At 62.3% G+C, this 19,791-nt stretch carries 16 protein-coding genes and 1 tRNA gene; 11 read left to right on the forward strand and 6 right to left on the reverse strand.

Annotation, left to right across the window (positions count from 1 at the left end; translation table 11 throughout):
- Positions 1-287: 287 nt before the first annotated feature.
- The 5 genes from WKI89_RS12220 (at position 288) to WKI89_RS12240 (ending at position 6,736) form a co-directional block, all read left to right on the forward strand.
- A complete protein-coding gene (locus tag WKI89_RS12220; protein ID WP_337870004.1) occupies positions 288-1,490 on the forward strand; it encodes a CinA family nicotinamide mononucleotide deamidase-related protein in 1,203 nt (400 codons plus the stop codon).
- Entirely contained in the window at positions 1,487-2,002 is a 516-nt protein-coding gene (thpR, locus tag WKI89_RS12225) for an RNA 2',3'-cyclic phosphodiesterase (protein WP_337870007.1), read from the forward strand. The genes WKI89_RS12220 and thpR overlap by 4 nt, the downstream gene beginning before the upstream one ends.
- A 29-nt stretch (positions 2,003-2,031) precedes the next feature.
- Positions 2,032-3,081 carry a recombinase RecA gene (recA, locus tag WKI89_RS12230; RefSeq protein ID WP_337870008.1) on the forward strand — a complete coding sequence of 350 codons (1,050 nt, stop codon included), beginning with the start codon at positions 2,032-2,034 and terminating at the stop codon, positions 3,079-3,081.
- A gap of 259 nt (positions 3,082-3,340) precedes the next feature.
- The gene (rny, locus tag WKI89_RS12235) at positions 3,341-5,116 is read left to right on the forward strand and encodes a ribonuclease Y (RefSeq protein ID WP_337870010.1); all 1,776 of its coding nucleotides are present in this window, start codon (positions 3,341-3,343) and stop codon (positions 5,114-5,116) included.
- Positions 5,117-5,215: 99 nt separating this feature from the next.
- Positions 5,216-6,736 (forward strand): CoA-acylating methylmalonate-semialdehyde dehydrogenase, encoded by a 1,521-nt coding sequence (locus WKI89_RS12240; RefSeq protein ID WP_337870012.1) that lies wholly within the window; start codon positions 5,216-5,218, stop codon positions 6,734-6,736.
- Here WKI89_RS12240 and WKI89_RS12245 read toward each other — a convergent pair.
- Positions 6,733-7,800, reverse strand: coding sequence for a J domain-containing protein (locus WKI89_RS12245; RefSeq protein ID WP_337870014.1), 1,068 nt, complete (start codon positions 7,798-7,800; stop codon positions 6,733-6,735). The two genes, WKI89_RS12240 and WKI89_RS12245, sit on opposite strands and share 4 nt — an antisense overlap.
- A 135-nt stretch (positions 7,801-7,935) precedes the next feature.
- Here WKI89_RS12245 and WKI89_RS12250 point away from each other — a divergent pair, with 135 nt between their 5' ends.
- The 4 genes from WKI89_RS12250 (at position 7,936) to WKI89_RS12265 (ending at position 14,051) form a co-directional block, all read left to right on the forward strand.
- Positions 7,936-8,067, forward strand: coding sequence for a hypothetical protein (locus WKI89_RS12250; protein WP_337870016.1), 132 nt, complete (start codon positions 7,936-7,938; stop codon positions 8,065-8,067).
- A 258-nt stretch (positions 8,068-8,325) separates the two neighbouring features.
- Positions 8,326-10,515, forward strand: a complete 2,190-nt coding sequence (locus WKI89_RS12255) for an EAL domain-containing protein (protein ID WP_337870018.1) — start codon at positions 8,326-8,328, stop codon at positions 10,513-10,515.
- Between the two features lie 20 nt (positions 10,516-10,535).
- Complete coding sequence (locus WKI89_RS12260; RefSeq protein ID WP_337870019.1) at positions 10,536-12,779, forward strand: diguanylate cyclase; 2,244 nt, start codon at positions 10,536-10,538, stop codon at positions 12,777-12,779.
- A gap of 156 nt (positions 12,780-12,935) precedes the next feature.
- Positions 12,936-14,051, forward strand: coding sequence for an aminotransferase class V-fold PLP-dependent enzyme (locus tag WKI89_RS12265; protein WP_337870021.1), 1,116 nt, complete (start codon positions 12,936-12,938; stop codon positions 14,049-14,051).
- On the opposite strand, the gene WKI89_RS12270 is transcribed toward WKI89_RS12265, so the two are convergent.
- A complete protein-coding gene (locus WKI89_RS12270) occupies positions 14,048-14,779 on the reverse strand; it encodes a diguanylate cyclase (RefSeq protein ID WP_337870023.1) in 732 nt (243 codons plus the stop codon). The two genes, WKI89_RS12265 and WKI89_RS12270, sit on opposite strands and share 4 nt — an antisense overlap.
- A gap of 118 nt (positions 14,780-14,897) precedes the next feature.
- On the opposite strand from WKI89_RS12270, the gene WKI89_RS12275 reads away from it, so the two are divergent.
- Positions 14,898-16,157 carry a replication-associated recombination protein A gene (locus tag WKI89_RS12275; protein ID WP_337870102.1) on the forward strand — a complete coding sequence of 420 codons (1,260 nt, stop codon included), beginning with the start codon at positions 14,898-14,900 and terminating at the stop codon, positions 16,155-16,157.
- A 9-nt stretch (positions 16,158-16,166) separates the two neighbouring features.
- Here WKI89_RS12275 and WKI89_RS12280 read toward each other — a convergent pair whose 3' ends face one another.
- Together WKI89_RS12280 and WKI89_RS12285 are read right to left on the reverse strand one after the other, a co-directional pair.
- Positions 16,167-16,334: a hypothetical protein gene (locus WKI89_RS12280; RefSeq protein ID WP_337870024.1), complete on the reverse strand. Its 168-nt coding sequence runs from the start codon at positions 16,332-16,334 to the stop codon at positions 16,167-16,169.
- A 66-nt stretch (positions 16,335-16,400) separates the two neighbouring features.
- Positions 16,401-16,477: transfer RNA gene (locus WKI89_RS12285), tRNA-Trp, on the reverse strand.
- A gap of 101 nt (positions 16,478-16,578) precedes the next feature.
- Here WKI89_RS12285 and WKI89_RS12290 point away from each other — a divergent pair.
- On the forward strand, positions 16,579-17,532 hold the full coding sequence (locus WKI89_RS12290) for a sugar kinase (RefSeq protein WP_337870026.1): 954 nt from the start codon (positions 16,579-16,581) through the stop codon (positions 17,530-17,532).
- A 250-nt stretch (positions 17,533-17,782) separates the two neighbouring features.
- Here WKI89_RS12290 and WKI89_RS12295 read toward each other — a convergent pair whose 3' ends face one another.
- Both WKI89_RS12295 and WKI89_RS12300 read right to left on the reverse strand, forming a co-directional pair.
- The gene (locus tag WKI89_RS12295; RefSeq protein ID WP_337870028.1) at positions 17,783-19,039 is read right to left on the reverse strand and encodes an ATP-binding protein; all 1,257 of its coding nucleotides are present in this window, start codon (positions 19,037-19,039) and stop codon (positions 17,783-17,785) included.
- Between the two features lie 48 nt (positions 19,040-19,087).
- Positions 19,088-19,786: a response regulator transcription factor gene (locus WKI89_RS12300; protein ID WP_337870029.1), complete on the reverse strand. Its 699-nt coding sequence runs from the start codon at positions 19,784-19,786 to the stop codon at positions 19,088-19,090.
- Positions 19,787-19,791 lie beyond the last annotated feature (5 nt).

A 19,791-nucleotide genomic window follows, 5' to 3' on the forward strand; every position in this document is an offset into this window, starting at 1 on the left:
TTTCCGCTTGAATCCTTCACCGTTGGACGGAGTCAGAGGTGAAGGATTCAAGCCGACCGAAGGGAGTAGAAAAGCATTTCGGTAGTATCGTTTAGGCTTGCCGAAGTGAACGATACTGCCGAAATGCGTATGACGGGTTTTCAACCTTCGGCTCAGCTTTTTGGATAACTTCGAACTGACGTTATTGGTAGCTGATTGCCCTTTACCAGCCCGCCACTCCGTATGATGTACTGGCGGCTTTTACCTTTGACGCAATTCAAAAGATGTTGTAATCTATAGGAGCTTTTATGTTTTTAGCAGAAATAATTGGGGTAGGTGATGAGCTCTTGTATGGCGAAACAGTAGATACCAACACTGCTGAGATTGCTGTAAGCCTTCAGCCCTACGCTGTGGGGGTGCGCCGGACACTGCGGGTGGCCGACAACCTGGAAACGCTGGCCCAAGAGGTGCGCCAGGCCTGGGAAAAGGCTCGGCTGGTGGTGCTTTCGGGGGGTCTCGGCCCCACACCCGACGACATCACCCGCGAGGCCATCGCGGCTGCCCTTGGCGAGGAGATGCAGCCTGACCCTCAGGTGCTGGAATGGCTGGAAAAGCTGTTTGAAGCCAGGGGCTGGAAGATGCCCGAGGCCAACCGCAAACAAGCCCTAAAGATCCCTTCGGCCACCTGGATTGCCAACCCCCGCGGCACCGCGCCCGGCTGGTGGATTCGCCGGGAAGACAAAGACCTTATCTGCCTGCCCGGCCCACCGGCCGAGTGGCGCCCGATGTGGGCCGAGGTATTGCCCAGGCTGGGGCTGCCGCAAAAATCCTACAAGCAGGTGGCCTTCAAAACCTTTGGCCTGGGCGAGTCGCGCATTGTGGAGTTGCTGGGCGAACTATTCCGGCGCAATGGGGCCGTCGAGGTGGGCACCTACGCCAAGATGGACGGGGTGGCGGTGGTGGTGCGGGGGGAGCCCGGCCCAGTCGAGGCGCTGGCCGCGCAGATCCGGCCCCTGCTGGGCGAGGCGGTCTGGGGCCAGGAGGGCGATACCCTCCCGGCGCTGGCCCTGCGGCTATTGGAAGGCCGAAAAGCCAGCCTGGCCACCCTCGAGTCCATGACCGGGGGGGTCTTGGGGGCGCTTTTGACCGGGGTACCGGGGGCTTCCCAAAGCTACCTGGGGGGCCTTGTGCCCTACAGCCCGGCGGCCAAGTCGCAGCTCCCCATCCCCCCAGAGGTAGCCGCCCAGCACGGGATGATTTCGTCGGCTTTTGCCGAGGCCATGGCTGTGGCCGCCCGCGGGATGCTAGGGGCTACCTATGCCCTCTCGACCACCGGCGTAGCCGGGCCGGAGGAACTCGAGGGCCAGCCGGTAGGTACGCTCTTTGTGGGGCTGGCCAGCCCCGAAGGTGTCAAGTGTAGGCATTTCCGTCTGCCGGGGGCGGGCCGCGAGATGCTGCGCCAGCGGGCGGCCCATGCAGCGCTGGCCTTTCTGGTAGGTGAGCTGCGATGAGACTCTTCTACGCCATCTTCCCCCCACGCGAGGTGCAGGCCGCCCTCGGCGAGGCCCAGGAGAAAGTGCGGGGCTTCAAAGGGTGGAAGCTGAGCCAGCGCCATCAACTGCACATCACCCTGCTTTTTTTGGGAGAACAGCCCGAGGATCGCTTACCGGAGTTTCGCCGGGTTGGGCAAGCCGTGGCTGCCCAGGTTCCAGCTTTTGAGATTGAACTGGGTGGAACCGGGTATTTCCCGGCCACCGGCTCCCCCAGGGTCTGGTTTGTAAAGGCAACCGGAGAAGGCCTGGAAACCTTGGCTAAAAGGCTGCAACAAGCCCTTTCAAATGTAAAAACCAAGGAGCAATTTCATCCCCACCTGACCCTGGCCCGCAAAAAAAGCCCTGCCCCCCGAATCGGACCGATGATCCTAAATCTTCAGTTCAAGGCCAAAGCAGTATGCTTGGTGGAATCGGTATTGGAGCGTTCGGGTTCGCAATACCGTGTTTTAGAGCAGTTTTCGCTTGGTTGAACCCTCGCCTATGTTGAATGGGAGTGTATATGGATAAAGAGAAACAAAAAGCGCTGGAAGGGGCCTTAAAGTCCATCGAAAAGCAGTTCGGCAAAGGGGCCGTCATGCGTCTGGGTGAGGCCCCAAGGCAGCAAGTAGATGTCATCTCCACTGGCAGCCTGGGCCTGGATATGGCTCTGGGCATCGGGGGGATTCCCAAAGGGCGGATCATCGAGATCTATGGGCCCGAATCGGGTGGCAAAACCACCCTGGCCCTCTCCATCATCGCCCAGGCCCAGCAGGCCGGGGGGGTGGCCGCCTTCGTAGACGCCGAGCACGCCCTAGACCCCGTCTATGCCAAAAGCCTGGGGGTGAACATTGACGACCTCTTGGTCTCTCAGCCCGATACCGGCGAGCAAGCTCTGGAGATTGTCGAACTCCTGACCCGCTCGGGGGCCGTGGATGTGATTGTAATTGACTCGGTAGCGGCCTTGGTACCCCAGGCCGAGATCGAGGGGCAGATGGGCGACGCCTTTGTGGGCATCCAGGCCCGCTTGATGAGCCAAGCCCTGCGCAAGCTGACCGCGGCCCTTTCCAAGAGCAACACTGCGGCCATCTTTATCAACCAGATTCGGGAGAAGGTAGGGGTTATGTACGGCAACCCCGAGACCACCCCAGGCGGGCGGGCCCTCAAGTTCTATGCCTCAGTGCGGCTGGATGTGCGCAAGCAGGGCCAGCCCATCAAGGTAGGCAACGACGCAGTGGGCAACCGGGTGCGGGTCAAGGTGACCAAGAACAAGCTGGCCCCGCCCTTCCGCGAGCATGAGATTGAGCTGTACTTCGGCAAGGGCATTGACCCCCTGGCCGACCTGGTGACGGTGGCCATCGCCACCGAGGTGATTGATAAATCGGGTTCCTGGCTTTCTTATGGCGAAACCCGGCTGGGCCAAGGCAAGGAGAAGGCCGCTGAGTTCCTTAAGGGCGAACCCCGTATGGCCCAGGAGATCCGGGAGAAAGTTTTGGCCCAAGCTGGTAAGCTATCGGTATTGGCAACCCCAGAAGAGGACGAAGGGTCTTCTGCCGTGGCTGCCGAAGCTTAAACTGCTTGCTAGATGGGGTTCTCCCAGTATGAAGGACCAGGAAGCCATTGTTCTCATAATTTGCCCGGTGGCAACCCACCGGGCCAAGGGGCAGCTTGGTGTAGAGCATGGAAGCGGTCTACCTCTGGTGTGGTGTTTGGCTTGGGCAAATCTGAGCAGGGATGTGCCTGAGAAAGTTAGAGGATTTATTTAACAGCAACCCAAACACCACTCTGGACCTGAAACTGAGAGAACCTCCTTGCAACCCGTGGAGGTACCGATGGCTTTTACTCCCCTGGATTTGATACTCACGCTAATCGTGATCGTGCTGGCGGTAATGGTAGTGCTGCTTTTGCAGCGCAGCAACCGCCAGACCGAAGTTAACAAGAGCGAACTCGAGGCCGCCCGTCGCGAGGCCCAGCAGACCCTGGAAGCCGCCCGCCGTCAGGCCCAGACGGCCCTGGAGCAGGCCCAGGCCCAGGCCAAGACCCAGCTCGAGACCGCCCGTGCTGAGGCCCAGAGCCTGCGGCAAAGCGCCCAGACTGAGGTGCAAAACCTTCGCCAGAGCGCCCAGGCCGAGCTCGAGCGCTTCCGCCTGCAGGGCGAGGAGCGCTTGCGCCAACAGCTCCGGGAAGAGCGTGAACGCCTGCAGGCCAGTCTGCAAGCCGAGCGCGAAGCCCTGACCAGTGAGCGCACCTCCATTCAAGCCGAGCGCGAACGCCTGCAAGCCGATCTACAGGCCAGCCGGGCCGAACGGGAGGAACTCAAACGCGAGACCGAGCGCCTGGCAAGGCGGGGCGAGCAGCTCGATGCCCGTGCCGCCAAACTCGACGAGCAGGAAGAGAAGCTCGACACCTTTGAAAAGGCCCTTTACGCCCGCGAAGCAGAGCTGGGGCAGCGGGAAAAGCAGATTGACCTCAAGTTGCAGGAAGTGGCCGGGATGAGCCGGGAGGAAGCCCGCAGCCTGCTCTTGAACCGACTCGAGGCCGAGCTAGAAGAAGAACGGGCCCTGCGGGTCAAGGCCAACCTCGAGCGCATCCGGCTCGAGGTCAAGCGCGAGGCCCAAAAACTCCTAGCCCAGGCCGCCCAGCGCCAGGCCTCCGAGACCGCCGCAGCCCTGGCCGTCTCGGTGGTGCCCATCCCCTCCGACGCCATGAAGGGCCGCATCATCGGGCGCGAAGGCCGCAACATCCGCACCTTCGAGGCCCTCACCGGGGTGGACCTGATCATTGACGACACCCCCGAGGCGGTGCTGCTCTCCAGCTTCAACCCCATGCGCCGCGAGATTGCCAAAATGGCCCTCGAGCAGCTCGTGGCCGATGGCCGCATCCACCCCAGCCGCATCGAGGAGGTGGTGGAAAAGGCCAAAAACGAGATGAAAACCTTCATCTACGAGCGCGGCGAGGAGGCCGCCCTGGAAGCGGGCGTGGTGGGCCTCAAGCCGGGCCTGGTGCAGTTGCTGGGCCGGTTGCACTTCCGCTCCTCCTACGGCCAGAACGTGCTCAAGCACTCGGTGCAGGTGGCGCACCTGACCGGCATCATGGCCGCCGAGCTGGGCCTGGACGCCGCCCTGGGCCGCCGGGCCGGGCTGCTGCACGACCTGGGCAAGTCGGTCGACCGCGAGATCGAGGGCACCCACGTGGAAATCGGCATCACCCTGGCCTCCCGCTTCGGCGAGCCCAAGGAAGTTATTGACGCCATCGCCCACCACCACGACCCCGAAAACGGCGAGACCCTCTACTCGGTGCTGGCCGCCGCCGCCGACGCCATCAGCGCGGCCCGTCCGGGCGCCCGCCGCGAGAGCCTGGAAGAGTACATCCAGCGCTTGGAGCAGCTCGAGCGCATCGCCCTGTCGTTCCCCGGCGTGGACAACGCCTTCGCGGTGCAGGCCGGGCGCGAGGTGCGGGTGATTGTGAAGCCCGACCGCATCTCCGACGCCAAGGCCACCCTGCTGGCCCGCGAGATTGCCGGGCGCATCGAGCGCGACATGAACTACCCCGGCCAGGTGCAGGTCACGGTGGTGCGGGAAAGCCGGGCGGTGGAGTACGCGAAGTAATTAGACAGACTGTCCATTGCCTTATAGGGCCCAGGCTCCTACCATGAACCTATCGGGCCTCAACCCTGTTTCATTACCCAGCCCATACGGAGGTAGCAGATGGCAGTCAAGGAACCTCAAGTCACCCTTAAGCGGGTTTCCCACTGGATCGGCGGCAAGCTGGTCGAGGGCAAGTCTGGGAGGAGCGGCGTAGTCTGGAACCCCGCCACCGGTCAGCAGCAGGCCACCGTGGACTTCGCCTCGGTGGAGGAACTCGATGCAGCGGTGGCGGTAGCCAAGGAAGCCTACAAAACCTGGCGGCAGACCCCCCTCTCGCGCCGGGCCGAGATCATGTTCAAGTTCCGCGATCTGGTAGACCAGAACCGCCGCAAAATTGCCGAGCTGATTACCCTCGAGCACGGCAAAACCCTGGCCGATGCCCTGGGCGAGGTGGCGCGGGGCCTGGAAAACGTGGAGTTCGCCACCGGCATCCCCCACCTCTTGAAGGGGGGCTTCTCCGAGCAGGCCAGCCGGGGGGTGGACGTGTACCAGATCCGCCAGCCGCTGGGCGTGGTGGCAGGCATCACCCCCTTCAACTTTCCAGCCATGGTGCCCATGTGGATGTTTGCCAACGCCATCGCCTGCGGCAACACCTTCATCCTAAAGCCCTCGGAAAAAGACCCCTCCCCCAGCCTCTTCTTAGCCGAGCTTTTGCAACAGGCCGGCCTGCCCGATGGGGTGTTCAACGTGGTGCAGGGTGACAAGGTGGCGGTGGATCGCATCCTCGAGCACCCCGACATCAAGGCCGTGAGCTTTGTGGGCAGTACCCCCATCGCCAAATACATCTACGAGACTGGCACCAAGAACGGCAAGCGTGTGCAAGCCTTGGGCGGGGCCAAGAACCACATGATCGTGCTGCCCGACGCCGATATCGGCATGGCCGCCGACGCTGCGGTGAGCGCGGCCTATGGTTCGGCGGGCGAGCGCTGCATGGCCATCTCGCAGGTAGTGGCAGTGGGCGACCAGACCGCCGACGAGTTGATCGCTGCTATCCGCGAGCGGATGCCCAAGATCAAGGTGGGGCCAGGCCTGGAAGAAGGCAACGAGATGGGGCCGCTGATCACCCGTGAGCACCGCGACAAGGTGGCCTCCTATGTCGCCAACGCGACGGCTGAAGGCGCAACAGTGGTGGTAGACGGTCGCCAAGACCCCATCACCCAGTCCGAGGGCTTCTTCCTGGGCACCAGCCTGCTCGACCATGTGAAGCCCGGCATGAAGTGCTACGACGATGAAATCTTTGGGCCGGTGCTGGGTGTGGCCCGGGTCAAGACCTACGACGAGGCGGTGAAAATGGTCAACGAGCACCCCTACGGCAACGGCACGGCCATCTTCACCCGCGACGGGGGGGCTGCCCGGCAGTTCCAGTTCGACGTGGAGGCCGGCATGGTAGGCATCAACGTGCCCATCCCGGTGCCGGTGGCCTACTACAGCTTTGGCGGCTGGAAGGCCAGCCTGTTCGGCGACCTGCACATGTACGGCCCTGAAGGGGTGCAGTTCTACACCCGCGCCAAGGTGGTCACCAGCCGCTGGCCCGACCCCAGCACCAGCAAGGTGGATCTGGGCTTCCCGCAGGTGCGCTAGCCCCTGAACACCCGCTTCACCTTGTCCCAGAAGCCCTCCGGGGCTACCTCTTCGCCCACTTCCTGCGCGTACTGGCGCAGGAGTTCGCGGGCTCTCTTGGACAGGTTGTGCGGGACAGCAATCTGGGTAATCACCTGCAGCTTGCCCCGGCTGCGGCTACCGGGGTAGGGCAAACCCTTACCCTCGAGCTCGAACACTTCGCCATCGCGGGTGCCTGGCGGGACGCTGAACTCGAGGTCGCCCTCCAAGCCCGGTATCTCAGTCTTGACCCCCAAGGCCGCCTGGGCCAACCCCAGCTTGAGTTCGTAGATCAGATTAGAACCTTCGCGGTGGAGGTGCGGGTGGGGGCGGATGTGCGGACGAACAAACAGGTCGCCCGGCCCCCCCGGCCCCAGGTTGCCCATCCCCGAGACCCGCAGGAGCTGGTTTTCGTCTATACCGGCGGGGATGTTTACCTGTATCTTTTCCCTGCGCCGCACCCGGCCCTGGCCTTTGCAGGTTGAGCAGGTCTCGGAAAGGGTGTAACCCCGGCCCCGGCAGGCCGTACAGGGCACCTGGGCCACCATGTTGCCAAAAAAAGTGCGCTGAATCTGCTCGAGCGTGCCCCGCCCCCCACACGAGCGGCAGGTCTGGCGCTTACCCCCCTGTCCGTGGCAGGTTTCGCAGGGAACCAGGCGGCCGTACTCAACTTCCTTTTCGACCCCGTACAGTACGTCTGTCAACTCCATCTCGACCGAGGCCTCGAGGTCCTCCCCCCGCGGCGCACGGCCCGCACCCCCCGGCGTGCGGAAACCAAACACCTGCTCGAACAGGTCGAAGATGTCGCCAAAGTTGCCCCCCGCACTGCCCGGCGTGGCTGTGCCGTAGCGGTCGTAGTTGGCCCTTTTTTCGGGGTCGGAAAGCACCGCGTAGGCCTCGTTGATCTGCTTGAACTTCTCCTCGGCTTCTTTGTTGCCGGGGTTTTTGTCGGGGTGATACTGGAGGGCCAGTTTGCGGTATGCCCTCTTAATCTCGTCGGCACTGGCATTCCTGTCCACACCCAGGGTTGCGTAGTAGTCGTTCATTGAAGTTTAGTCTATCAGGCTTAGGTATTTTTCTTGTGGTTTTGAACACGAGGTGGTACTGCCCAGCCCATCGGCTTCCTGACCAAGGAGCGCTGGGAAGCGGCCTGGCGATTCCTGCGACGGCTCCCCCCAGACATGGCTTTTTTAGGCGTCAGGGAGCTGCTCCTGGCCTACCGGGAGCACAATCTCTCGGAACAGGGCTTTTCCTACCCCAAATGGGTGCGGGAGATGGCCCAGTTGATCCAAGCTGTAGAAAAGGCCAGCTGAAGTGGCGCGGTAAAGGACCAGTACCGCCCAGGTGGTGGCTGCCTGAGTATCGCGAGAGCAATGGCTCCCTATGCCAATCCGCTACATAGAGGTGCCCTGGGCCTGGCTCACCCTGACGGTCGGCAGTTCTCGAGCTCGACACCCCTGGGGGCTCTAGCCTTGCGAGGTCAGAACGGTTCAAATGCCCCATCAACCAGCCGCGGTTTTTGCTACCTTTGGAGGAGCAAGGGGCGTCATAAGCCGTTGCAGGGGTGGAAGATGTCGGAACCCGAAAGCCTCGCCAGCCTGAGCGCCGCGCAGCTGGGTCTCGATCCGCTGAATCGGTCGCAGGGGATCATGATCGTTCAGACGGATCTAAGAGGGCGCTTTACCTACGCTAACCAGGCCTATCTGACGTATATGGGGCTGCAAAGCCTACCCATAGGAGCCAGTACGTTGCAGCATGTAAGTCCCGGCGACCTGCCGGTGGTCATGCATACCACAAAGCAAGCCCTGAGCAATCCCGGCCAGACCTTTTGGGTAGAGTTCAGCAAGCCGCTCAAGAAGCCCTGGAACCGCAGCCGTTGGGAGTTTATGGCATTGCTGGATCGTCAGGGCCAGCCCGTAGGACTGCAGTGTGTGGGCTACGATATCAGCAATGCTTACCGCCAGGCCCACTTTCAGGAAGCCTCCCTGGAACTTCTGGCATCCAGCCTCAAAGAACTGCTTTCGCCCGAAGCTATCCTGCAAAAGGCCCTCGAAGCAGCTTTCAAGGTTGTTCCGGTGGCCCAGGCTGGCAGTGCGACCCTCCTTCATCCAGAAGGCTACTTCCGCTTTGTAGCAGCCAGGGGTTACAATCTAGAGGCGCTGCAAAAGGTGTATCTGTACCCTCAAGAACCCCTCTCGCTCAGCCAGCACATCCAGGCCAGGGTGTTTACCCAGGCCGACATCTCCCGCTTCAACCAACGGCTCGACCCCGAGCGGCGGGCGATCCTCGAAGGGCCGGGACGTGCCAGCGCGATTCAGGCCATGCTGGCGACCCCGGTGGTGGTCAGGGATCAGCCCAGAGCCTACCTATACCTCGACCACTTCGAACACCCGGACGCCTTCGACGAGGTTGACCTACAGCACCTGGAGGGGCTGGCCCACCATGTGGCCTGGCTGCTGTACGGCGATGAGCTCCTCAGCGAGGCGCGCTATAACCGCTATCACGATCCGCAAACCGGACTGACCAACCTGCATGGTCTTAAAGAAACGCTGGCCCACCTCTCGCCGGCCCCTCGAGCCTTGCTGGCCCTGCGCTGCCGCTCGCTCGAGCGAATCCGACGCCTGGAGGGCGAGGTTATCTGGGCGGCTGCAGTACAGGCCATCGCCCTGGTCATGCAGGTCGAGCTGCGCTCTGCCGATCGCCTGGCCTACGAAAAAGACACTTTTTGGTTGCTCCTAGACGGTTTTGACAATCCATCGGATCTGCAGCCCGTGCTGACCAGGCTCAAAAATAGCGTGCAAGACAAGCTGGCAGCTCGCTGGCCCCAGCTTGACTTCAACCCACGCGCGGGGGTCGTCTTCGCCCAGCCCAGCCTGACCCTGCCCGATCTTCCCCAGGCGGCCCTGATGGCCCTGGAGCAAGCCCAGCCTGGGCAGGTTTGCTTGTATGAGGCCTCGCTAGAACAAAACACCCTCGAGGACGATTGGCTGCGCCAGACCCTGGGACAAGCCCTGCGCCCGCTCAAATCTGGCGGTGCACCCTCGGGCTTCTGTCTGTACTACCAGCCCATCCGGGCCCTGGACAGCGGGGCGCTACATCACCTCGAGGCCTTGCTGCGCTGGCAGCATCCCGAGCGAGGCATGATTTCTCCAGCCAGGTTTTTATCAATAGCCGAGGAAGAGGGTTGGATGGGGGAGCTGGGCGACTGGATTATTGGCGAGGCCATCGCACGCGCTGGAGCCTGGGGGGTTCCGGTCGCGGTCAACCTGGCGGGAAGCCAGCTCAAGCCAGGTCTACCTGGGCGCATTGCTGCCCACCTGGCCTACCATGGCCTGCCCCCTCAGCAGCTCATCCTCGAGGTCACCGAGCAGGCCGCACTGAACGAAATTAATCTTTCGGTGTTGCAAAATCTGGCTCTTCAGGGGCACCCGCTGCACCTCGACGATTTTGGCACCGGGTTCTCCTCTCTGGAGCGCGTTACCACCCTACCCCTATCCGCCATCAAGTTAGGCCAGGGGTTCGTCAGAAACCTGGGTCCCAACCCCTCTTCCAGTACTTCCGGGGCCCGTTTGATGCGCGCTGTGAAGGCCCTCGGCAACAGCCTGGAACTTCAGGTTATCGTTGAGGGTATCGAGACCGAGGCCCAGTACCGCTTTTTGGTAGCCAAGGGTTTCAGGTTGGGCCAGGGCTACCTGCTGGGACGACCTGCGGCTATAACATCCGATGTGCAGCTACAAGCTCTGCGGGGGGAAAGCGGATGAACCGAGCATTCAGTCGGCCAATGAGCGGCCTATTGTATGGCTCAATCACCTTTTGTGCCTTTGCTTTCGTGCTGTTGTCGGATTTTCTGTATCCAAATCACACCTATAAGCTGCCCTTCCTCATGATTTTTACGGCCACCACTGCCAGCATCTATGGCCTCACCTGGGGATTTTCAGCGGCTGGGGTATCGGCTTTGCTCCTGGCCCTTATGAGTGGCGTTCAGGTCATGGATGGGGCATTGCTGCTCCTATCGGTGGTGATCACCAACGGCGTGGGCGGTAGCCTGCGCACGGGCCATCGCCACGCCAAAGCGCTGGCCCGGAGTCATCAGCTTATTGCAGAAGCCCTGGAGGTTCTGCCCATGCAGGAGAACCGCCACGTGCTGCTGGCCAGCCTGGTCAAGCGCCTCACCCATTTCGTGGCCGGGGGCCATGCCAGCGTGTGGTTGCCCCAGGAGCAGGGTCTTCAACTTCTTGTCAGCAGCACTGATATCGGTATTTCTATGCTTCCCCACCGAAGCGTGGTAGGTCGGACCTTTCGCGAAGGCCAACCCCTGTACATACCCGATGTGCGCCAGGAACCTCATTTCTTCGCGACCCCTGGCCTGGCTACCGTGGCTGAGTTAGCCCTTCCCGTCTTCGAGCGGGGCGAAGTGGTTGCGGTGCTCAATCTGGAACTGAATCGGCGCTTTTTAGCCGAGGAAGTGGATGGGCTTATTCGCTTTGCCGAGACCGTAAGCCTGCAGCTCGACCGGCTAAACGACCTCGAGGCCCGCCGCCTGCTCTCCGATCTCTCGGTGGAGCTACAAAAAGTAAGTTCTTTACAGGAAGCCGCGCAAATGGCCCTTACTCTCCTCTCGAGGGGTCTTTCCCCCGAGGCAGGGGTGGTGTGGGAGGTTCGAGGAGCCCGGATGCAAGCGCTGGCCTATATAGGCGTAGACGAACCCTCCCTGCTGGAGGTTCTGCGGGAAGGCCTGCCCTATGGTCAGGGCCTGGCCTGGGATGTGTACGTATCAGGAAATCCGTTCTTCACCCAACGCTACGCAGAAGAGCAGGGGGGGGTACAGGCTTTGCAGGCCTTGGGCTGGCGCACTTTTGTGGCACATCCCGTTCCCACCCACGGGGCCCAGCGAAGCCGGTACGTACTGGTTATCGGCTCGCCCCACGAAAGAACCTGGCGCAAAGCAGAGCGGGAATTGCTGCTGTTGTTCTGCCGCACTCTGGGAATTGGCTTCGACCGCTTGATAGAAAAAAACCGCCACGAATGCGTGGGCCGCCTGATGCAAAAACTGCTGCAGGAGTCCTCTGAGAACCTCTATAACACGGTGCTCGCGGAAGCCATCGAGCAGGTGCCGGGTAGCGAGGCGGGCAGCCTGCTGGTGCTCGGGGAAGGACTGTATCGCTATAAGGCCGCCGTAGGCTACGACCTAGCAGGTTTGCAGGCCGCACCTAGCAGCCCTGCCGACATGCTCCAGTGGTATGGTCTGGGTGAAGAACCTGCTCGACTGGGAACGCCTCGGGTTATAAGCACGGAAACAACCGTCATCTACGAGTACAGCTATCAAACTGCGCCGGCGGAAATCATGGATACAGCCGGCAGGGTGCGGGAGATTCAGGCCAACCTGTGCCTGCCTATTGCCTACCGGGGCGAGGTGCTGGCCTACCTTAATCTGGATAACCTGCATGATCCACAGGCCTTTGGAGAGGATAGCTTGCGTGCAGCACAATTTTTCGCGACCCCGCTGGCCACACTACTGCACGACATCCAAACCCACCGCCTGCTGGAGGAGGCGGCGCTCACCGACACCCTCACCAGGCTGCCCAACCGACGGGCCTTTGACAAAGTGCTTGCGGAAGAGCTCGAGCGGGCTGTTCGGTATGGCTATCCCCTGGCCCTGGCTGTGATGGATCTAGAGGGATTTAAGGCTATCAACGACAGCATGGGTCATGCTACCGGCGATCTAGCTTTGGTGAAGGTAGCCGAGAGGCTCGAAAAGGAGCGCCGCTCGGGCGACCATCTTTTCCGCTGGGGGGGCGACGAGTTTGCGGCCATTTTTCCACACACCGACAAGATCGAGGCCATTGCGGTGGCCACCCGCTATACCCAGATTGTGGAGTCCATTCGCTTTGATAAACACCGCTTGGGGGTACGCATCGGACTGGCTGCTTATCCCGAAGACGGCCTGACCCCAGATAAGCTACTCATTTCGGCAGATAACCGCATGTATGAGGCCAAAGCCCTGGGTATCTCGCTGAAGTCGTGATCACCCAGCCCATCGGCTTTTTGACAAAACGTATATACCCCTGTATATTCAGCTTAGATGCGATTCTCTGCACGAGCTATCCTGTAACGGTGCTCTTCTTCGGAGGAGGCCGTGCGGGTGTGCCCAGCGGAGAATCTTTTTGTTTGGAGGATACACATGGTTCTTTTGACTCCCGGCCCCACCCCCATTCATCCCAGGGTGCAGACCGCGCTCGGCAAAGAAATGCGCGGCCATCTCGACCCCGAGGTACTGGCGACCAACCGGCGGATTCGTGAACACTTAGATGTTTTGTTCGATCCCGGCGAGGGCGCTTTGTTGGCCGCCATGCCGGGTTCGGGCAGCCTGGGAATGGAAGCGGGCTTGAACAACCTGGCCGACGAAGGGGACGCGGTTTTGTTGCTGGTGAGCGGCACCTTCGGTGAGCGCATGGTGGAGATTGCCCACGCCTATCAGTTCGACTACAAGGTGCTGCGCTCCGAACCGGGCCATCCCATTGACCCCCAGGCCGTGGCCGAGGAGCTGAACCACCGCCCCTATAAGCTGGTGGCCCTGGTACACGGCGAGACCAGCACCGGCGTGCTCAACCCGGTAGAAGAGATTGCTGCCCTGGTACAGGCCCACGGAGCGCTGTTCATGCTGGACGCCGTGACCACCGCCGGCATGATGCCGCTCTCGATGCAGAAGCTGGGCATTGACTACGCCTTCACCGGTAGCCAGAAATGCCTTTCGGCCCCGCCCGGACTGGCCCCTTTTGCCCTCTCCCAGCGCGGGCGCGAGTGCTTGGGGCAGGTGCGGGGCTGGTACTCCGACCTGTCGCGGGTGGCGGTGTACTGGGAGCAGGAAGGCTACTTCTGCACCTCGCCGGTGCTGTTGCACTACGCGCTCGAGGAGGCCCTCAAGCTGGCCCTGGAAGAAGGCCTGGAGAACCGCCAGAAACGCGCCGAAAGCTTATACGCCATGGTGCTGTCGCTGCTGGAAGAGCTGGGCTTCAGTGCCTATGCCGCCGAGGGAGCCCGCCTGCCCACGGTGCTGGTGGTGCGACCACCCCAGGGCCTGCACGAGGCCGAGATCCGCAAGGGGCTGTATGCGCGTGGGGTCTCGGTGGCCGGGGGTATCGGCCCCACCGCCGGTAAGGTGCTGCGGCTGGGGCTGATGGGCGAAAGTGCGCGGATTGAGCACTACCGGGTTTTCTTCAAGGCGCTGGGCGAGGTGCTGGGCAAGAGCGGCCTCGAGCGGGCCTTCGAGGAGCGGCTGGGCCTGGTAGCCTTCTAGTGCTGGGCCAGGTAGTAGTGCTGAAGCTCCCCCCCGAGCTGCGCGAGGGCCTGCTGGACGCTGATACCTTGAAGGGGCAGGACGCCGTAAGCCAGAATCGCCAGGTTTTGCCGGATGCGGCGGAAGACGACCTGGGCCCCCTCGAGATTGCTACCCTGTAACACAATCAAAAACTGGCCCGGTTTGAGCTGAAACACCATGTCGGGCTGGCGCAGGTATTGCAGCAGTTCGGCTCCCGGCTGGTCGGTGCGGGTGTGCAGCAACAAGAGGGTAACGGGCCGCACCGTCGAGAGGGTCTCGAGGCTAGCGGCCAGGGCTTGCAGGGCGGCATAAGGCATGATGCCGTCGTGGTTGCGAAAGCCCATTTGCAGCGGCGAGGGTAGGCCCGGCGTTTCGCGCTGTAGCAAGAAAAAAAGGCCAATCAAGAACATACAGGCTCCCATCAAACTCGCCACCGAGGCCACCACCGCCAGATCTTCAGGAATCTGGGCCAGGTCACGGCTGGCGGCTACAGCCATAGAGCTGCTCATCAGACCCAGCCCCAGCACCCAGAAAAAACGCACCTGCGGCCCCAACGGCACGCGGGCATACAGGCTGGCCGCGGCGGCCAGAACTAAAGCGGCCAGCAAAAATACCAGACCGGGATAAATGCTTTCCTGCCGGGGAAACAACCACAGCGGCAATAGCCCCAACAGGACGAACCCCCAGGGCAGTAACGATAACCACATAGCCCACAGCATACGGTTGCGACCCACCAGGCCGTGCCAAGAATAACCATCGAGCCAGGCCTCGCAGGTTCTGGCACACAGCAAGCCCCTCGCCCTCTGGTACGATTATGTTGTGAGCATAGCCCCGCTGGCCGAGCGCGTACGCCCCCAGACCCTAGACGAAGTGGTGGGCCAGGAACACCTCACCGGGCCGGGAAAACCCCTGCGGCGGATGATGGAGACCCGGCGGCTTTCTTCCTTCATTTTGTGGGGGCCGCCCGGCAGCGGCAAAACCACCCTGGCCCGCTTGATGGCCCAGGGTGTGGGGCGGGCGATGGTAGCGCTTTCGGCGGTCAGTGCCGGCGTCAAGGACATCAAGGAGATGGTGGCCCAGGCCCAGGAACAGGGCGGCCTGGTGCTTTTCCTGGACGAGATCCACCGCTTCAACAAGGCCCAGCAAGACGCCCTGCTGCCCCACGTGGAGTCGGGCCTCCTGACCCTGATTGGGGCCACCACCGAGAACCCCTCCTTCGAGGTGAATCCGGCCCTGCGCTCCCGCGCCCGGGTCTACGTGCTCGAGCCCCTGGACGAGGCGGCCACCCGCAGGCTTCTGGAGCGAGCACTCCACCACCCCCAGGGCCTGCAAGCCCAGGCCGACCCGGAAGCCCTGCACCTGATCGCCCAGGCCGCCATGGGCGACGCCCGGCGGGCTCTGTCGGCGCTGGAGCTCGCGGCCAGCCTGGGCGAGGGGCATGTCAGCCTAGCAGCAGCCCGCGAAGCCCTAGGCCGCGGTACGCTGGGCTTCGACAAAGGGGGCGATTACTTCTACGACCTGATCTCGGCCCTGCACAAGTCGGTGCGCGGCAACCACGTAGACGCCGCACTCTACTACCTGGCCCGCATGCTGGGGGGCGGCGCCGACCCCCTCTACCTGGCCCGCCGGCTGGCCCGCATGGCCGTGGAGGACGTGGGCCTGGCCGACCCCAACGCCCTGCGCCTGGCCATGGCCGCCAAGGAGGCCTACGATTTTTTAGGCAGCCCCGAGGGCGAGCTGGCCCTGGCCGAGCTGGTGGTCTACCTGGCCCTGGCCCCCAAGTCCAACAGCGTCTATGTGGCCTGGCAAAAGGCCCAGAAGGCCGCCCAAGAGCACCCCGACGCGCCCATTCCCCTGCACCTGCGCAACGCCCCCACCGCGCTCATGCAACAGATGGGTTATGGCCGGGGTTACGCCTACTACCACGACGACCCCCAGGGCAGCTTTGCCCAGCGGTATCTGCCCGAAGCATTGGAGGGCCTCGAGCTCTACCAGGCCACCGGCGAGGGCTGGGAAGAACGGGTGCGCGAGCGGCTCAAAACCCTGCGGGCGCGGTTTGCCTTGGGGGGAAAAACGAGCCGCTAAGGCGATTAATCACTTGGAAAATACCCTCTGCCCCGGGTCGAACAAAGCCCTTGTCCTGTGCTGCACCCGGTTCAGGGCACAGTCGTAGTTGCGCAGCGTTCTTGACCCCTCGGCCTCGAGCAGGCGGTCGAGGGGGCAGATATTCTTGGGGTGAGACTGGGTTTCTACCTTAAACACAAAACCCTCCTGTTTGGGAGACATAGTGAGGAGGGCTTGCCTTGCCAAGTTCGATTTTTGCGATGCTGGCGGGCCGTGAAGGATTCGAACCTCCGACTTTTCGTTTTGGAGACGAACGCTCTACCGGACTGAGCTAACGGCCCACTTTGAGTCCCAGCCATTCCGCTGGCGCATCGGATTGTAGCACAGGGGCACAGAACCGACAACCGGGGTTGGGAAGCTGCTCAGGGGTACAATCGGCACAATGACAGACCTCAAACCCCTCGTTGCCATCGGCGACCTCACCTGGGATGTGCTGGCCAAACCCAATACCCTGCTCCTGCCCGGCGGCGATACCACCGGACGGGTTTTGCTGATGGGCGGCGGAAGTGCGGCCAATGTGGCGGTATGGGCGGCCCGGGTGGGCTATCCGGCAGGGTTTATCGGGGAAGTGGGGCGAGACCGCTTTGGCGAGTTTGCCGTGCAGGAACTGGCCGCAGAAGGCGTTGAGCCCCACATCGTCTGGAATGCCAGCAACCCCACCGGCGTGATTCTGGTCTTGATTGACGCCGCAGGGCAGCGCTCCATGCTCACCTCCCAGGGGGCCGACTTCGACCTGCGCCCCGAGGAAGTACCGGTAGAGGTGATTCGGCAGGCCGGACACCTGCACGTGACGGCCTGGTCGCTTTTTACCGACCCGCCGCGCCAGGCCGCGCTCAAAGCCGTGCACGTCGCACGCGAGGCTGGTGTGACGGTCTCTTTCGACCCGGCCTCGTTCCAGATGATCCGGGAAATTGGGCGCGAGGAGTTCCGCCGCATGACCCGCGATCTTTCGCTGGATTATGTGTTTCCCAACCTGGACGAAGGCCAGGCCCTTACCGGGGTGCGAGACCCCAAGGACATCCTCGAGGTGCTGCAAAAGCTCTACCCCGAGGCCATGATTTTGCTCAAGCTGGCCGCCGACGGGGCCCTGATTCTCGACCGGGGCCACCTCATCGAACTTCCGGCCACCCGCGACCAGCCGGTGGACGCCACCGGGGCCGGCGATTCGTTTGGGGGAGCTTTTCTGGGGCACTACTTGCGCTCTAAAGATGCCCTGGCCGCAGGTCAGCTCGCAGTACAAGCAGCGGGGTGGGTAATTGGGCGGTTCGGGGCACGGCCCCCCGTGGACGAAAACCTCACCAAACGCCTAGAGAAATATGGCCTAGCTCCGAAATAATTCGGCTGTCGGAGCGGTTCTTGCGGATACCCCGTACAACGGTTTTGGTTGGACCGGGTCAATTACACTGCGGGGCTTGCAGTGTAAGGGTGGGAGTTGCGATGTTATACGCATTTCGGCAGTATCGTTCACTTCGGCAAGCCTAAACGATACTACCGAAATGCTTTTCTACTCCCTTCGGTCGGCTTGAATCCTTCACCTCTGACTGCGTCCAACGGTTAAGGATTCAAGCGGAAACGGTATTAGGCCATTACAACCCAGGTGTTATCGCAGCGGTGGGGAGATAGATGGTGAACACCGCACCTCCTTGGGGGTGGTTGGCTGCTGCCAACTTTCCACCGTGGGCCTCCACGATGGCCCGGGCAATGGTCAGACCCAGCCCCGAGCCACCCTTGCCCTCGGCCCGGGTGCGCGAAGCATCACCCCGATAAAAGCGGTCAAATACCCGCTCGAGGGCTTCCTGGCCCAGGCCAGTGCCAAAGTCCCGCACCTCGATTTGTACCTGATCCTGGTTTGCCCAAGCCGAAACTTCTGCTCTCCCTGGGCTGGCGTAGCGCACGGCATTGTCGAGTAGATTGTTGAGCACTCTTTTCATCTGGTTGGGGTCTAGCAGGGCGATGAGCTGTGGTGGAACACTGCTCACCAGTTCCAGACCCGCCTCCACCGCCCTGGGGCGAAACAGCTCGAGCACCTCCACCAGATAGCCGGCCAGTTCTATCGGTTCTTTTTTCAGCTCCATCCCACCGCTTTCGGCCAGCGAGAGGGTGCGCAGATCGTTGACCAGTTGGGTCAGGAGTAAAACCTGTCCGTGCAGGCGCTCGAGGCCCGCTTCATCTGGCTTGGAGACCCCATCCTGCATGGCCTCGATCTCCGAGCGCAACACCGCCAGGGGGGTGCGCAAATCGTGGGCGATATCGGCCACCAGGTTGCGCCGCCAGGCTTCCTGGCGCTCGAGGCCCGCCACCAGGTTGTTGAAGGCTTCGGTCAGGCTGCGCAATTCATCGCGCGAGCGCGGCACTTTAATACGAATGCCCCGCTCACCCGCTTCCAGTCGTTTGGCCCCGTCGGTGAGGGCCACCAGGGGCCGGGTCAGGATACGGGTCACCACCGCTGCGGCCACCACTGCCAGCAAAAAGGCCAGGGTTCCAGCCCAGAAAGCCGTCCCGGTGATACGCCCGAAAGCCTCTCGAGCCGCCCGAAGCTGCGAATCGTTCAGGGGCGTGTTTCCATCGCTCCAGTAGCGGCCCGGTGCATCCTGCCACCAGCGAAAAGGGCCATCGGGTTGGTGGGGGAAAAAAGCGCTAAAAACCGCCCCCAGGGTGAACCAGGTGGTGATGAACACGGCAGCTAGGGCTACAAAGGCAAAGAAAAAAGTCAGGCGACGACGCAAGCCCCAACGTCCTCGCCAGCGCTGTTGTGGACAGCGCCGCCGGGCTTCGGGGTTGGCCTCATCCCAAGCCCACGCCCGATGGGGTGGATGGGTATTCCACGGGGGCTTCCTGGGCATATTCGCATCCTCACAGCACGGGGCCTTTTGCTGATCAAAGTGGGCTCTTCACTGGTGCCTTCCCTGCCCAGAAGCACTCCCCCTCAACTTGTACCCAATCCCCCGCACCGTCTCGATCTGCTCTCCGCAGACCCCTAGCTTGCGACGGATGTTCTTGATATGAGCGTCCACGGTTCGCTCGTCGGCGAAACTGTCGGCATCGCCCGTGGCGGTGAGCAGTTCCGAGCGCTGGCGAACCCGGCCCGGTTCTTTGGTCAGCAAGGCCAGCAGCTTGAGTTCACCCGTGGTCAGGTCTAGCAACACCCCATTGCAGCGTACCTCAAAAGCGCCCAGATCCACTTCCAGGCTTCCAGCCCGGTATATCTCGGGAGCCAGTACACTGCCCCGTACCCGGCGCAATACCGCTTTCACCCGGGCCACCACCTCGCGCGGGCTATAGGGTTTGACCACATAATCGTCGGCTCCCAGTCCCAAGCCCACCAGTCGGTCTACCTCGTCGTCGCGGGCGGTGAGCATGATGATGGGCACCTCCGATTCGGCTCGAATACGCCGGGCTACCTCGAGCCCATCCAGCACCGGCAACATGATGTCCAGCAGAATCAGATCGGGCTGGGCTGCACGCCAGAGTTCCAGCGCACGCCCGCCATCCTTGGCCCGCTCGGTGCGATAGCCCTCGCGGCGAAGATAGTCTTCCAGAATCTCCGCCAGCCGGGCCTCATCCTCCACGATCAAAATGGTTCCGCCCACGCCTA

This window comes from Meiothermus sp. (assembly GCF_037443965.1).
In the GTDB taxonomy this organism is placed as follows: Bacteria; Deinococcota; Deinococci; order Deinococcales; family Thermaceae; genus Meiothermus.

What these genes read in the sequence shown, in the direction of transcription:
- WKI89_RS12220 (WP_337870004.1), top strand. Translation starts at nt 288, where the DNA reads ATGTTTTTAGCAGAAATAATTGGGGTAGGTGATGAGCTCTTGTATGGC.
- thpR (WP_337870007.1), top strand. Translation starts at nt 1,487, where the DNA reads ATGAGACTCTTCTACGCCATCTTCCCCCCACGCGAGGTGCAGGCCGCC.
- recA (WP_337870008.1), top strand. Translation starts at nt 2,032, where the DNA reads ATGGATAAAGAGAAACAAAAAGCGCTGGAAGGGGCCTTAAAGTCCATC.
- rny (WP_337870010.1), top strand. Translation starts at nt 3,341, where the DNA reads ATGGCTTTTACTCCCCTGGATTTGATACTCACGCTAATCGTGATCGTG.
- WKI89_RS12240 (WP_337870012.1), top strand. Translation starts at nt 5,216, where the DNA reads ATGGCAGTCAAGGAACCTCAAGTCACCCTTAAGCGGGTTTCCCACTGG.
- WKI89_RS12245 (WP_337870014.1), bottom strand. Translation starts at nt 7,800, where the DNA reads ATGAACGACTACTACGCAACCCTGGGTGTGGACAGGAATGCCAGTGCC.
- WKI89_RS12250 (WP_337870016.1), top strand. Translation starts at nt 7,936, where the DNA reads ATGGCTTTTTTAGGCGTCAGGGAGCTGCTCCTGGCCTACCGGGAGCAC.
- WKI89_RS12255 (WP_337870018.1), top strand. Translation starts at nt 8,326, where the DNA reads ATGTCGGAACCCGAAAGCCTCGCCAGCCTGAGCGCCGCGCAGCTGGGT.
- WKI89_RS12260 (WP_337870019.1), top strand. Translation starts at nt 10,536, where the DNA reads ATGAGCGGCCTATTGTATGGCTCAATCACCTTTTGTGCCTTTGCTTTC.
- WKI89_RS12265 (WP_337870021.1), top strand. Translation starts at nt 12,936, where the DNA reads ATGGTTCTTTTGACTCCCGGCCCCACCCCCATTCATCCCAGGGTGCAG.
- WKI89_RS12270 (WP_337870023.1), bottom strand. Translation starts at nt 14,779, where the DNA reads ATGTGGTTATCGTTACTGCCCTGGGGGTTCGTCCTGTTGGGGCTATTG.
- WKI89_RS12290 (WP_337870026.1), top strand. Translation starts at nt 16,579, where the DNA reads ATGACAGACCTCAAACCCCTCGTTGCCATCGGCGACCTCACCTGGGAT.
- WKI89_RS12295 (WP_337870028.1), bottom strand. Translation starts at nt 19,039, where the DNA reads ATGCCCAGGAAGCCCCCGTGGAATACCCATCCACCCCATCGGGCGTGG.